The organism is Chitinophaga filiformis (assembly GCF_900102545.1).
Lineage (GTDB): Bacteria > Bacteroidota > Bacteroidia > Chitinophagales > Chitinophagaceae > Chitinophaga > Chitinophaga filiformis.
Window position 1 is genome coordinate 441,346 of sequence record NZ_FNBN01000004.1, and the last position, 14,916, is coordinate 456,261.

Annotated in this window: 10 protein-coding genes; 5 read left to right on the plus strand and 5 right to left on the minus strand. The window is 45.2% G+C overall.

Annotated elements, in window-relative coordinates; translation table 11 throughout:
• Positions 1 to 101: 101 nt before the first annotated feature.
• The 3 genes from BLR32_RS19655 (at position 102) to BLR32_RS19665 (ending at position 4,565) form a co-directional block, all read left to right on the plus strand.
• Positions 102 to 2,531 (plus strand): TonB-dependent receptor, encoded by a 2,430-nt coding sequence (locus BLR32_RS19655; protein ID WP_218124223.1) that lies wholly within the window; start codon positions 102 to 104, stop codon positions 2,529 to 2,531.
• 221 nt (positions 2,532 to 2,752) lie between these two features.
• Positions 2,753 to 3,790: a type IV toxin-antitoxin system AbiEi family antitoxin gene (locus BLR32_RS19660; protein ID WP_089834546.1), complete on the plus strand. Its 1,038-nt coding sequence runs from the start codon at positions 2,753 to 2,755 to the stop codon at positions 3,788 to 3,790.
• Positions 3,780 to 4,565, plus strand: a complete 786-nt coding sequence (locus tag BLR32_RS19665) for a nucleotidyl transferase AbiEii/AbiGii toxin family protein (RefSeq protein WP_089834547.1) — start codon at positions 3,780 to 3,782, stop codon at positions 4,563 to 4,565. The genes BLR32_RS19660 and BLR32_RS19665 overlap by 11 nt, the downstream gene beginning before the upstream one ends.
• Positions 4,566 to 4,634: 69 nt before the next feature.
• On the opposite strand, the gene BLR32_RS19670 is transcribed toward BLR32_RS19665, so the two are convergent.
• The 3 genes from BLR32_RS19670 to BLR32_RS19680 form a co-directional block, all read right to left on the minus strand.
• The gene (locus tag BLR32_RS19670) at positions 4,635 to 5,687 is read right to left on the minus strand and encodes a phytase (RefSeq protein WP_089834548.1); all 1,053 of its coding nucleotides are present in this window, start codon (positions 5,685 to 5,687) and stop codon (positions 4,635 to 4,637) included.
• Positions 5,688 to 5,723: 36 nt separating this feature from the next.
• Positions 5,724 to 8,540 (minus strand): TonB-dependent receptor, encoded by a 2,817-nt coding sequence (locus BLR32_RS19675; protein WP_089834549.1) that lies wholly within the window; start codon positions 8,538 to 8,540, stop codon positions 5,724 to 5,726.
• Positions 8,541 to 9,120: 580 nt separating this feature from the next.
• A complete protein-coding gene (locus BLR32_RS19680; protein ID WP_089834550.1) occupies positions 9,121 to 10,758 on the minus strand; it encodes a tetratricopeptide repeat protein in 1,638 nt (545 codons plus the stop codon).
• Between the two features lie 291 nt (positions 10,759 to 11,049).
• Between BLR32_RS19680 and BLR32_RS19685 the strand changes: the two genes are divergently transcribed.
• A complete protein-coding gene (locus tag BLR32_RS19685) occupies positions 11,050 to 11,403 on the plus strand; it encodes a carboxymuconolactone decarboxylase family protein (protein ID WP_089834551.1) in 354 nt (117 codons plus the stop codon).
• Positions 11,404 to 11,501: 98 nt separating this feature from the next.
• On the plus strand, positions 11,502 to 12,536 hold the full coding sequence (locus tag BLR32_RS19690) for a 2-oxoacid:ferredoxin oxidoreductase subunit beta (RefSeq protein ID WP_089834552.1): 1,035 nt from the start codon (positions 11,502 to 11,504) through the stop codon (positions 12,534 to 12,536).
• Between the two features lie 75 nt (positions 12,537 to 12,611).
• Here BLR32_RS19690 and BLR32_RS19695 read toward each other — a convergent pair whose 3' ends face one another.
• Positions 12,612 to 13,250 (minus strand): LysE family translocator, encoded by a 639-nt coding sequence (locus BLR32_RS19695; RefSeq protein WP_089834553.1) that lies wholly within the window; start codon positions 13,248 to 13,250, stop codon positions 12,612 to 12,614.
• Positions 13,251 to 13,361: 111 nt separating this feature from the next.
• Complete coding sequence (locus tag BLR32_RS19700) at positions 13,362 to 14,894, minus strand: GH3 family acyl-acid amido synthetase (protein ID WP_089834554.1); 1,533 nt, start codon at positions 14,892 to 14,894, stop codon at positions 13,362 to 13,364.
• Positions 14,895 to 14,916 lie beyond the last annotated feature (22 nt).

The following is a 14,916-nucleotide window of genomic DNA, read 5'->3' on the forward strand; positions in this document are numbered from 1 at the left end:
GGAAGGCAATTTTTCCCTTTTGAGTAAAAACTTTTCCGGATGCGACATTACAAGTACCGTTGACTACGTCAATTTTGCGCCTGATTTTAACTACACAACATATGATGAAGTTTACGGGCAAATATTTGAGAACAGCCTTACTATTTTTTGTCGTTCTGCTTTCTTGTTTCACCGCAGCCCATGCGGCTTCTTTTAATGAAGACAACAACGGTATTATAAAGGGGAAGGTAATGACTTCAGACGGGAAACCGGCTGCAGACGTACCAGTGATCCTTCAGGGAACTACCCATGCCACTACTACAGACGGGGCAGGTAGCTTCGCTTTTCGTGGTGTTCCGGCAGGTAATTACCAGATCATCATTTCACAACCCGGCTTCGCCAATATCATAAAAGACGTTACTGTAACTTCCGGACAAACCGTTACCCTGGATTTCCAGCTGGACATCTCCCGGAAGGAACTGAACGAGGTAGTGATCACCGGTACACAGAATAAACTGGTGAAACGCAGCAGTGAGTATGTATCCAAACTGCCACTGGCCAACATCGAAAACCCGCAGATATATACTACCATTACAAAAGACCTGATGGCGAATCAGCTCGTGTATTCTGTCGATGATGCGATGAGGAATGCGCCCGGTATTGCCAGACTGTGGGAATCTACCGGCCGTAGCGGTGATGGTGGCTCTTACTATAGCTCCCGTGGTTTCATTGTACAGAGCCAGTTGCGCAATGGTGTAGCAGGTAATGTGGCTACCAAGATCGATGCTGCCAACCTGGAACGCCTGGAGGTGATCAAAGGCCCTTCTGCTACACTCTTCGGGAGCACACTCACTTCTTATGGTGGTCTGATCAACCGTGTAACTAAAAAGCCTTATGATCACTTCGGTGGAGAGATCACCTATGCCGGCGGTAGCTTTTCCTACAATCGTCTACAGGCAGATATCAACACACCTCTCGATTCCACCGGCAAAGTAGCCTTACGTCTCAATACTGCCTATACTTATGAAAACAGCTGGCAGGACAATGGTTTTAATAAGACCATTGCTTTTGCACCAAGTGTTTCCTATAAAGTAAGTGATAAACTCTCCTTCCAGTTCGATGCTGAATACTATAGCGGAGAAGGTACCGGTAATACCATCTTCTTCTTCCCCTGGGGCCTGAACATGTCCAGGCTGAGTGCACAACGCGCCGATAAGCTGAACATCGACTATAAACGCTCTTTCTTCAATGAAGATCTTATACAGCAATCAAGGAACATGAACTTTTTTGCTACCATGAACTATAAGATCTCCGATCAGTGGGCCTCCCAGACGATCTTTACCAATACCAACAGTTACTCTGATGGTGCAGGTCCTTACTTCTACCTGCTGCCAGGTGATTCTATTTCCCGTAATGACCAGTTCACCGACAACAGTAAAGTAGGTGTTACCGAAATACAGCAGAACTTCAGCGGCGACTTCAGACTCGGTAAAATGAGAAATCGTTTTGTAGGTGGTCTGGACTTCTTCTTCCTGAACGAAGATGAATACTATTCCGGCGGTACTTATGATATCGTTCCTACTCACGGCGTTGTTGCTGACTACAATGGTTTCAACCGCGCCAATATGGACAGGATCTATCAGAATGGCGGTTACACCTTTACATATCCTGTGATCTACAAAGCTTATACTTACAGTGCTTATGCATCTGATGTACTGAACATCACTGATAAACTGGCTGTACAGGCTGCATTACGTATCGATCATTTCGATCGTAAGGGTACTTACGATAATGCTTCTGGTAAAACAGGAAACGATGGTTATACACAGACGGCTTTATCTCCAAAATTTGGCGTTGTTTACCAGATCATCAAAGACAAATTCTCTGTATTCGGTAACTATCAGAACGGCTTCAAAAACGTAGCGGGATACGATTCCAGCAAGGGCAAGGCATTTACGCCTGAACAAGCTAACCAGATTGAAGGTGGTGTAAAAATGGACCTCTTCGATGGCAGACTGACAGGTACATTCAGCTATTACGACATCAAGGTAAAAGATATCGTACGTACAGATCCTGAACATCCTCTCCGCAGTATCCAGGATGGTACACAGCTCAGCAAAGGATTTGAAGCGCAGATCATTGCCAACCCCATCCAGGGACTGAACATCATTGCCGGCTTTGCCTACAATGATTCCAAATATGAAAAGTCATCTTCCGATGTGGAAGGCCGTCGTCCGACTACAGCAGGATCTCCGGTTCTGGCAAATCTATGGTTGAGCTATCACCTGCCTATCAGCGCTACCCGTGGTCTGAACTTCGGCTTCGGTGGTAACTACGCCAGCGAAACCAAAGTAGTGAATTCAGTGTCTACCGGTATTTTCACACTGCCTGAATACACCGTGCTGAATGCAAGCATCTCTTATGATACTAACAAATTCCGTATCGGCGCTAAAGTAGATAACCTGACTGATAAGCATTACTGGATCGGTTATTCTACTATGAATCCTCAGAAGACGAGGAGCATTACCGGAAGCATTGCTTTCAAGTTCTAATACCCTCACTAGGTATATAAGAAAACGCCGTCTCAGCATGTTTGAGGCGGCGTTTTGTTTTATATGGATATTCACGCTGCGACCTATGTTAGTTAACAGGAAGAGCTGTCTCAAGATGCTAGAGATTAGTCCGCTTGTCAACTAACACATTAATTATCAATCGATATAGCTCAAAATCAAAATTTGGCTATTCTCATTTTGTTCAATAAATTTGATTGTTCATGAATCATGAACAAGAACAAAATATGAACAAACCACAGGAATCAGACATACTGAAAGATACTATCTCCAATTTCAGCAAGCTGACAGGAGGAAAGATAAAGCGAAAGCTTTCTCCCAATCCATTGGCAGATGCATACGTTCAAATTACCCTTGGTAATCAGGACTGCGTTTTCCTCGTGGAGGTTAAGAACGAAATTCGTCAGACTCACCTTCCTGCGATTATTCAGCAATTTGGCCGCGATAAAGAAAAGTGGTTGCTGGTAGCGAGATATATTCCAGCCCCCCAGAAAGAACGCCTGAAAGCTTCATCCATCAACTATCTTGAAACAGCGGGTAACTGTTACATCAATGTAGCAGGTATGTTTATTTATATAAACGATAAGGAAGTTACCCCAAGCAGACAAACAGATAGTGGCAAATTATGGAGCGCTACAGGATTAAAATTCCTGTTTGCCATATTGTCTAAAAATATGCTGATAGCGGCACCTTACAGACAAATTGCGCAGGTGGCGGGCATTGCTTTAGGTAATATTGGTCCCTTGTTGGAAGAATTAAAACAAGGTGGTTACATGGAAAGTACAGAAGGCTCCCTACGATTACTTGATAAAGAAAAACTAATCCGCCGTTGGACCGAACTGTTTCATGCAACATTAAGGCCTAAACTCATAAAAGGTACGTTCCGTTTCTTCGACAAACAACAACAAGATAAATGGAAAAGCATTCCGGCTACAGGTTTCTACTGGAGTGGGGAGACAGGAGCAGACCTGCTTACAAACTACCTTGAACCAGAAACATTCACTATATATTCATCCGAGATAACTAATGAATTAATAAAGCAACTAAAATTAATTCCGGATATCGAAGGTAACATAGAAGTACTTGAACAGTATTGGGACGACTCATTGCTAAAAGATCAACATCTTCCCGAAGGTGCTGCACCTCCACTAATTATCTACGCAGAATTAATGGCAGGCACAGATAGCCGTACATGGGAGGCAGCTGAAAAAATCAAAAACAAATATCTGCATGGCAACTGATGTTATTCTCCCTGCAGTACTGGAAGTACTGGCTAGTACTGAGAAAATATTTAAACAATTCGGTATTGATTTTTATCTGGTAGGAGCTTTGGCGAGGGATCTTCATTTATCGGTGAATCCAGCCTTTACACCGCAACGAAAAACAAGGGATGTAGATATTGCAATATTAATTGCAGATGAAAATCATTTCTATGCAGTTAAAGAAGCTATGATAAATAGTGGTGACTTTTCTGCTCATGAGACCGAAACAATAAAACTTATTTACAAACACAGTATCGAAATAGATCTTTTACCCTTTGGAGGTATCGAGAACGAGTTAAGGGAAACGCGTCTACATAAACCCCGGCTGTTTATAATGGATGTACCGGGACTTCAGGAAGCTTATATAGATATTGAAGAAATCCAATTGGAAAACAATATCAAATTAAAAGTATGCTCACTGGAAGCACTCGTTTTACTTAAAATCATTGCCAATGATGATAATCCTTCGCGCACAAAAGATCTCACCGATATTGAACATATTGTCTCTGTTTATTTTGAGCTTAACGCTGACAAAATCTACACTGACCAATTGGAGATCATGGACCTCTATAATACCGATGACAATGACTATTTGAAACTGATAAGTGCACGCGCAATCGGTCGTCATATCGGAGATCTGCTACTCAACTCCGTAGAGCTGTGTAAACGTGTTATTAGTATTCTTCGTAAAAAAACATCCGCGTCCTTTTACCATGCAATTGAAGAGGGTATAATTGATGTTACAGGCGCTTAGTATATTCTATAAGAAAAGAGCCGCCTCAATCAACTTGAGACGGCTCTCCGTTTTATATTTCCCCCCAGTCTATTTCTTCTCCATCTTCCCGGCAATATCCTCCCAGGAATAATAATGAAACACTTTCCCATTACTCATTGCAACAAACAATCCTTTTGAGAATTTACTCCCCAGCGGTACCGCCGTTACATCCGAGCCATCACTTTCGAGAGTAGACACCGGCACTTCAGCAATAAGAACATGTTCATTCGCATGATCGTTCTCACCCTCTCTCCTATACACCATGAAAGAATTATTCTGCTGATTGGACACAAGTATATAACCAGTAGAATCAGTAGAAGGATAAATAGAAATGCCTTCATGATCTGACGCAAATCCTTCCTTCGCAAATAGCGCCAGTTCTTTATTATCCCATTTTGAAGGATCCGCTACATACTTGCGCACGCCTACTGTTTCATCAGAATAATAAACATACCCCAGCTGATTATCCACAGCAATAGATTCTATTTCCTTCTTGCCACTGTAAGCGCCGAACTTGCGGACAAGGCGTCCTTTCACCACACCACCCTCATCAACTAACCGGTATTGCCAGAGGTAACCATCAGCAGGACCATTCTTACGACCTACTATTGCGAAAGTAGCAGCATCTTCCCGACGGGTGTATAAAGCAATGCCCATCGGCGCCCTTTCCTTTTCTCCCAGGAAGACAGGTATACCACCATTATCCAGCGGAGTAAGATCAGGAAGGCGGAACACACGGATGCTGTTTGTTTCACGTTCTGTCAACACAGCAATATCCACCGGTTGGCCGTTCAATTTAAATCCATAAGCGATGTCCACATTATTCGGGCGTTTCAGACCCAATACTTTGTTGACGATCTTCCCTTCCAGGTCAAAGGCATACAATCCGCCTTCACTATTCTTATCTGTACCGATGATCAGGCTTTTTAAGGTATCTGCCTTATTGATCCAGATGGCAGGATCATCGGTATCATGACCTGTTTCCTGTGTAACGATCACAGGTTTCAAACCATCCTGCCTTACCACGGTCTTTGCTGAATTCACCTGACAGGCTCCGAATATCACAAGACCGCTTAAAGGTGCCAATATATTTTTTAACATGTATTTATCCTTTTTTAAACAACAAAGCACTGACGATTACAGATCGAACTTCAGACCGAAGTTATATCTTGGACGATAGTATTCTGCCTGCATAGTTCTTGAAGAAATACCCTGATAATAACGCAGCGGCTGATTAGTCAGGTTATTGGCTTCACCGAATACCCTTAACTGTTTTGTGAGTTTGAAAGATGCATTCAGATCCAGGAAAAATTGTTTGTCATAGAAACGATCGTCGAAATCATCACCACCCAGTTCATCGAGGTAAGACGCGGTATAGTTACCAGACAGTCTTGCAGTGAAGCGATTGCTCTCATAAGAAAGAGATGCGTTGAACATATGCGGTGCTGTTCCCGGTAAAGTTACGTCAGTACGTTTATCGCCATCAGCATTGTAAATACCATCTGCCTTGGATTTGGTGTAAGTATAGTTCAGGTATACGCCGAAACCTTTCAGTACACCAGGCAGGAAATCCAGCTGACGTTGCAGGGCTACTTCAAAGCCGTATACTTTTACATTATCACCGTTACGCGCCTGTTTGTAAGTCCACTCTTCACCTGCAGGGATAGGATTAGTAGCAACATCTTTATAATCTGCTGCAAATTTCTCCATGGTATAAGCGTTATCCCTGAAGGTATAGATAAAGTCGCTGATGCTCTTATAGAAAACACCGCCTGACAGTATACCTACTGATTTGAAATACTGCTCTGCCATCAGGTCGAAGTTCAGTGCACGTGCAGCTTTCAGATCCGGATTACCGGCGCTCAGTTCTGCATCATCAGCAATGCTGCTCACATATGGAGCGATATCGTAATAGTTTGGACGGGCAATAGAAGTAGTAACTGCAGCACGCAGTACCAGGTCATTGTTCACGTTGTATTTGAAAGTAATGCCTGGCAGTACATTGGTGTAACTGTTCTGTACTTTACGTTTTCCTTCCAGCTCTTCTTCTTCCGCTACGATGTTACCCTCATAATCGATATGTGTGTTCTCAATGCGCACACCGGCAATTACTGACAATTGTTTTGTCAGGTCCTGGTCCCAGCGGATATAACCTGCAGTGATCCTTTCCTTTGCATTAAAGTTAACAGCGAGATATTCAGCGGGATTGTCGCTCTTCTCAAATTTGCTGGCATCATCCAGCTGCTGTGCACCCAGGAAAGTATTGATCACGAAAGTACCCGGCGTATATTTCTCACCTGGCTGATAACCTTTCCCACTGATCTTGATATTAGAAATCTCTGAAAGGTTACCGAATTCATTGACAGGTTCATATTCGAAGAAGTTATTCACTCTCTCCTTATCTTTCAAACGCAGTCTTCCACCTACACGCAGACGGCCTTTCTGACCAGGAACCACGCTGAAAGGGAAACGCAGGTTCAGTTTCAAGCCCAGTTCGTTCTCACGGGTGTAGTCGTGATTCTCGGACAGTGATTTGAAACTAAAATCCTGGTCGGTCAGAGAATTGGCTGTCACCAGCGGGAAGCGCGCATCTGACAGATCCAGGCTTACCGGACCATCATCAGCCCTGTATTCAATATAACGCTCATGCGGTCTGTCTTCGCTGGCGGTAGAAAAACTCGCTGCCCAGTCCAGGTCTACTTTACTACCCAGCAGGTGTTCACCACGCAGAGAGTAGTTCTGTACACGCTGGTCTTCCAGTCTGCGGTTCTTGTTACGGCTGTTGTCGATGCCACCTTTGGTTTCGCGGCGTACGGAGCCAACATAACCATTGATTACATCATTGTCGACGTACTCAGGCTCTATGTCAGTAATACGCAGGCGGTAACGGTTCTCTCTATCATCACGCCAGTTGTACATAGCATTTGCGTAGATCGTGTTTTTTGCGTTGATCTTATAATCCAATGCAGCAGATGCACTCCTGCGGATACGCTGTACGTTATATTTACGTACTTCAGACTCGGAAACAAAGATATTTCCGAAGTCATCTTTGCTCCAGGTAGCCTCCATATCATCAGAACCGTAGTCATTGTTATTGTAGGAAGCGCTCAGTACTGCCCCCAGTTTGCTATTAAAGAAACGGTTGCCGAGTACCAGGCCACCTGTGTACAATGCCTTATTACGGATAGGGTTCACACCACCGGAGAGGGTAGCAGAAACACGCGGACCATTAGGAGCGGCGCGTGTTACCAGGTTTACCGATCCACCGATAGCATCTGCGTCCATATCGGGTGTCAGGGTTTTATTCACTTCGATGGTCTGTACCATATCTGAAGGAATAAGGTCCATCTGTACACGACGGTTGTCTCCTTCTGCGGAAGGAATACGGTCGCCGTTCAGGCTTACCGAGTTCAGTTCAGGAGCCAAACCGCGGATAATGATATTACGGGCTTCGCCCTGGTCATTCTGCATGGTGATACCGGGTATACGTTTGATCGCGTCTCCCACGTTTGCATCCGGGAAACGGCCAATCTGGTCGGCCGACACGATATTGGTAATATTAGGATTGTTCCGCTGCTGGTTCAGAGCTTTTGCCTGTCCGCGGAGACGGTCTCCGACTACGAGTACTTCTTTTCCGGCTACCCCGCCGGCTTCCATTTTCAGTTTCAAGTCAGTTGCCTTACCCGCCGTAACGGTCACCTCCTGGCTGAAGGTCTGATAACCGATATAAGTTACCTCCAGGGTATAGGTACCAGCGGGTACACTCAGGAACTCAAACTTACCTTGTTGGTTGGAGACAGTGTAGTGATTACCTGGTTTTAATTTAAGCGTTGCTCCAGGCAGAGATAATTGCTGATTCTTGTCCACAATGTTGCCGGTCACCAGTCCGGGGGCCTGTCCGAAGCCCAGGATGCTTAGACAGGAAAATAATACAGTGAATAACAGTGTTCGCATATTGGTTGAGCGTTAATCTGATTTGTTCAGCAAAGGTGCAATGAGGAGTTCCTGAAGCCAAATTGAGGGGGTATACAAAAAGGATACACCGTTACAGCGAGCGTGAACAACAAGGCAACAAGCGAAACAAATACCACACAACTAAATGGTTATCAATATCAATAAGCGTAACAGAATGTCAGTTAAGAAAATATTACTGCAACATTAAGGGAATGTTAAGCCCGAACCGTTTGCCGTTTCAGGTAACACAAAGCGGGCTGTACCTGTTTGGCGGTAACCGCTGATCAGCTTTGTCAAGCGTATCGGCTTGGGGAATATTATTGGGCGGTATCAAGCGTGTGCCAAACAGCTAAGGCCCTTTTTTGTGTTCCTGAAACGCTTACGGTTCTGATCTCCCAATGATTGGCAAGGGTTTCTTTTGTTATGGCAATTTTTATTGCCCCTTTTATTAAACTGAAGTGATTCTAACGTTCTATAACCCAATATTTTAATCCATGACTTAGTCAAGCTCATAGTTGACATAGTCATTTTATATAATATATCTATCAGAATATCAAGAGCTAGCACTAATAATGATTAGCTATAAGCTCTGAATGAAGGCAGTCAGACTTTCTCCCTGTTGAAGATTGAGTTTCTTCCGAAGCCGATACCGCACTACCCGCAAACTATCCTGGGAGATTCCCAGCAAGGTGGCTATGTCCTGCGATTCCATATTCATCTTCAGGAGGGCCACCACCCGGAGGTCGTTGGAGGTAAGGGTGTCACAGTATTTTTTGAGGTTGTCGAAGAATGTCTGGTGTACCTGTTCGAAGATATTCCGGAAGTCGACCCAGTATTGGTCATGGTTGAAACTATAATTGATCTGACCCAGCAACTGCTTCAGCTGTTTCTTCTGGTCACGTTTGTCGTCCTTTACCATTTCATCCAGGCGGAGACGCAGTTCTTCCAATAGCTGGTTTTTCTGTATTAGGTGGAGAGTATGGGTAGTCAGTTCGCGGGAACGGACCTCTAATTCCTCCTTTAGCTTTCCCTCCTGCAAGTGTTTATTCTGCAAGGCCGCCTCCATCAGTTCTTTCTCCGTCTCGAATATCTGGCGGTGCTGCTGCCGGAGGATCTGCTCATTACGCAGCTTCAGGCGCTGGCGACTGATGATCAGGACACTCATGGCCACCAATAAGAGAATGACAACAATGATAGCGGCAGTAATGATCCGGTTCGTCCTACGGGCATTCTGCAACCGCTCTATCTCGTTGTTCTTCTTTTCAATATCGTAGACGGTTTGTAATAAGGCCACTTGTTTGGCATTCTCGTCGGAATATGTTCCCAACAGGTATTGCCGGCTCATCTCCAGGTAATAGAAGGCGCTATCATTGTTTCCGGCCAGGTGATGGGCTTTGGCCAGATCACGGTAGGCGCCGCTTAGCTGCCGCTGTTCACGGAGCTCCAGTGCCAGTAGCAGGGCCCTACGGGTTTGAAATAAGGCTTCAGGGTATTGACCGGTTTTACGGTACACATCGCCCAGGTTGTTCAGGATTTCAATCCGGTTGAGCTTCTCTCCTCCCTGGATACTCAGATCCAGTGCCCGGTTGAAATAATAAGATGCTGAATCGTACCGGGCGAGGTCTTCATAAATGCTACCAATGTTCTCATAGATCTTAGACATACCCGGTTTATCATCAGCAGAGAGATAAGCGGCCAATGCCCGGCGCTGGTAAGCGAAGGCACTATCGTATCGCTGTTGTTTTTCATAGAGGTGGCCGATCTTGCCATACGTCAGTGCTATGCCCGTCTTGTCGCTCAGCTGCCGGAAGATGGCGAGCGCTTCTTCATATTGTTGACGGGATAGTTCGGGCTGTTTGTTATAATAATATAACATCCCGATGTCATTCAAATTAGCGGCTAGTTGCGGCTGTGCGCCTTCTTTACGGAAAATGTCACCGGCCTGGAGATGATAGTCCAGGGCCTGGGGGAAATGTCCCAGGTGCAAACAGATCTGTCCCATCTGAGCAAGACAGCTGGCAGCCGCCAGTGGCTCTTTCTTCTCCACAGCCCGGTTGTAGGCATCTTTCAACTCCAGGAAAGTAGAATCCGGCTTTACCTGTCTATAATCATCCTGATCAGGCAGTTGTAGCTTAGAGAGCTTGTCGTTTTGCGCGAACAGACCGCCAGACAGCAGCCCACTAAATAACAGCAGTAAAAGGGAACGCATCACCAACATAATCAGCAAGTAAAGCGCAAAGGAAAGGGTTTAATATTATCTTATTGTTAAGCGAGAGTCTGCAATTCCACTTACCCGGCAGGCTCCACGCACCAATGCGGCCCCGCGATTCTTATCACTTCTGGTTATGAGCAATAACCTTTGGTTATTCCAGACCACATAACTCATTAATATACAATCAGTATACAATTTAACAGTTTCTATACCCCGAGCCATAGTCTACCGAACAAGTAGATTGATTTATATTTGGGAATCGTTTCATAGCTTTAAGGTGTGTAAACAAACAATAAAATGGCAGACGAGATACAAGCTTTTAATGATTACCGGGCCAAAATGAACGAGGTAATCCTGGGTAAACAGAATAAAGTCATTAACCGTTTATTTAATCTGGATACAAACACCTATGCTGAAGGCGCATTAAGTACCAAAGTAAAGGAAATGCTGGGATTGGTTTCGTCCATGGTACTGCGTTGCGACGACTGTATCAAATATCACCTGGGAAAATGCCACGAACAGGGCATCACCACGGAAGAAATGTATGAGATCTTCGCTGTAGCCAACATTGTTGGTGGTACTATAGTGATCCCGCATACCAGGAGAGCAGCCGAATACTGGGAGGCTTTATTACAACAGGAACAGGCATAAAGGGAATAGTTAAAAGTATTCCTTATTGCGTAAACCGCAGAGGACAAACAATTCGTAACTTTGCCAACCGTTTTTCACTTTTTCTTTAAAACATTCAGATGTCAACAGCTACTATAGCTCCGCAGGCGTTAACGGCGAAGGATTTTGCAACGGACCAGGAAGTACGCTGGTGCCCGGGTTGCGGAGATTATTCGATCTTAAAACAGGTACAGACTATCATGCCCGGACTGGGCATTCCAAAGGAAAATATCGTGATCGTATCCGGTATCGGCTGCTCTTCGCGTTTTCCTTACTATATGAACACATACGGTATGCACTCGATCCACGGTCGTGCTACCGCTATCGCTTCCGGCTTAAAAGCCGTACGTCCTGAACTCAGCGTTTGGGTAGTAACGGGCGATGGTGACGGTCTCTCCATTGGTGGTAACCATACCATCCACCTGCTGCGCCGTAACTTCGACATCAACGTCATGCTGTTCAATAACCAGATCTATGGTTTGACGAAAGGCCAGTACTCTCCTACTTCAGAAGAGAACAAAGTGACCAAGTCCACTCCTTTCGGCAGCATCGACCATCCTTTTAATCCGCTGGCGCTGGCATTAGGAGCAGATGCTACCTTCATTGCCCGCAGTATGGACCGCGATCCTAAACACCTGCAGGAACTGCTGAAACGCAGCCATGCACATAAAGGCGCTTCCTTCCTGGAGATATACCAGAACTGTAACATCTTCAACGATGGTGCATTCGAGATCTTTACCGAGAAGGGCAGCAAAATGGAAGAAACCCTGTTCCTGGAACAAGGTCAGCCATTGATATTCGGCGCTCAGAAGAATAAAGGTATCCGCCTGGATGGCTTAAGGCCGGTAGTAGTGGAACTGGGTGGAGAATACAGTGCTAATGACCTCTGGATCCATGACGAGAAAGACTTCTATAAAGCACAGCTGCTGACCCGTATGTTCGACGATCCTCGCATTGAAGGTCACCTGCCTCGTCCTTTCGGCGTATTCTATCAGGCCTTCCGCCCTACTTACGAAGAGCAGCTGAACGCTCAGGTAGAGGGTGCTATCTCCCAGAAAGGTCCCGGCGATCTGGACAAACTGCTGGCAGGCAAAGAAACCTGGACTATCAAATAGACAATTTATCACCACCAATAAAAAGTAAAAGCCATTCGCTATGAATGGCTTTTCTTTTTATTGATGAATATCTTCTTAGTGTGTAATAGCCCCCAGCGCAAACAATACCTTATACAAGAGGATCACGCCAAACAGTATCAGGCTCGCGCCTGCAATCTTATTCAGCCATACCACATTACTTAAGGTCAGCTTATGCCTGATCTTATCTGCCACAAATACTTTCAGAATATCTGTAGATAATACCCATACCAAAGCAGTAGTATACATCATGATACGATGGCCCACCGTAGTGGAACTGGATGATACGCACACTCCCAGCCAGAAGATGATCACACCCGGGTTCAGTGTATTCATCAGGAAGCCGGCCAGCCAGATCTTCAGGTAGTCGTGCGTACGGAACATTTCCGGACGTTCATCACCGGTACTGATCATTACCTTCTTGAAGAATAGCCCATATATCCCCATACATATGAGCATAATACCGCCAACGATACCGATGTACTTTTTATATTCTTCCAGGCCGGTAATGAAAGCTGTTGCCAGGTTGCCCGTCAGTACAAAAAATATATCGCTGAAAGACACTCCTAAAGCGAAGCTGACGCCTGCCTTGAATCCATTGTTAATGCTATACTTGATGATGGCGAAGATAACTGGACCTACAGAAATAGATAGAAATAAGCCCAACGCCATACCCTGTGCCAGTGCTGTTATCATGCGCTACAAAATTCCATTGCCGTTACTGCTACGGCTATCTTAATGAAAAAATAAGGGGTAACCCTGGTTCTGAAGTTACCCCTCTTTTTATTTATAGAATCGTTAAATTTCTCAGACTGATTTTACACTGAGGAACTGTTCCCAGTCTTTTAGCTTGTCGCCTTTTAATACACGTGGGAATTTATTCATAGCGCCTTCTTTTCCTTTCGCTCTCATATAGTCAATGAATACCTCGTTAGGCAGCACTTCCACAAACAGTTCTTTCAGGGCTGAAGTTCTCTCCACTGCATAGTCGTCATTCACTTCACTCAATGTCTGGTCGATGATCTCACGGACACGGTTAGCGTCTACATTCACATCATCAGTACCAATATACCAGCGGTGTGCAAACAGGCTTTCATAAGGGAAACCGGCTACGGTAAATTCCTTGATGGTAATGCCCATTTTCCTCTGCACCATGTCGATAGCCTTGTTCATGTTATCAACACTCATGTGCTCACCACACAGGCTCAGGAACTGCTTGGTACGGCCTACGATCACTATCTCATGTTCCTTTACAGAAGTGAACTTCACTACGTCTCCGATCAGGTAACGCCATGCGCCGGCACAGGTGGAAAGCAGTACGGCATATTCCACGTCTTCTACCACTTCATGGATCATATAGGCCTTCGGATTAGGCTTCACTTCACCATCTGCAGTAAAGTTCTCTTCATTGAACGGTACGAACTCATAGAAGATGCCGGTGTTCAGCACCAGTTTGATACCCTTTACGCCAGGTCTTGCCTGGAAACCGAAAGAGCCCTCTGAAGCCATGTACGTTTCAATGAAATTGATCGGTTTGCCCAGTAATTTCTGGAAGCTTTCCCGGTAAGGCTCGAAAGATACCCCACCATGGATATATACGGCCAGGTTCGGCCAGATCTCGTGAATGTTCTTAACGCCGTGGTATTTGATGATCTCGGCTAACACGATCTGTACCCAGGCAGGCACACCACATACGGTACCTACGTCCCATTGCGGCGCCTTGCGGACGATCAGCCTGATACGTTGTTCCCAGTTTGGTTTTTTGGAGATATTGCCACCTGGTTTGTAGAAGCGTCTGAACCAGCGGGGAATATTCTTCGCCTGGATACCACTCATATCGCCCTCGTAGTAGTCTCCTTTTTCGTACAGGGCAGTAGTACCGCCCAGCATCAGGATCCCTTTGGTAAAGGACTTGGGGGGGATATTGAAGTTAGCCATGGAATACAGCTGCTTTACGCCCACTTTCTTGACGTTTTTCAGCATATCCCGGGTAACAGGTATATGTTTACTTGCCGACTCCGATGTACCGGAGCTAAGCGCGAAGTACTTTATTTTTTCAGGCCAGCTGACATTGGCCTGTCCTTCCAGACACTTATGCCACCACTCCGCATGCATCTTGTTGTAGTTATGCACAGGTACGGTAGACCGGTACTGTGCCATCAGATTCGGACTGTTCAGGAGCTCTTGAAATTTATAATGTTGTCCGAATTGAGTGTCCCGGGCCTTTACCAGCAGTCTGTGTAGTGTCTGCAACTGATATTGGCGAGGTGTCCCTAACTTAAATGTAAATTTCTTCCTGATGCGCAGTGACCTGGATATAAGATTTCCTAAAATGGCCATTAATTTACCTTCTCATTTATTA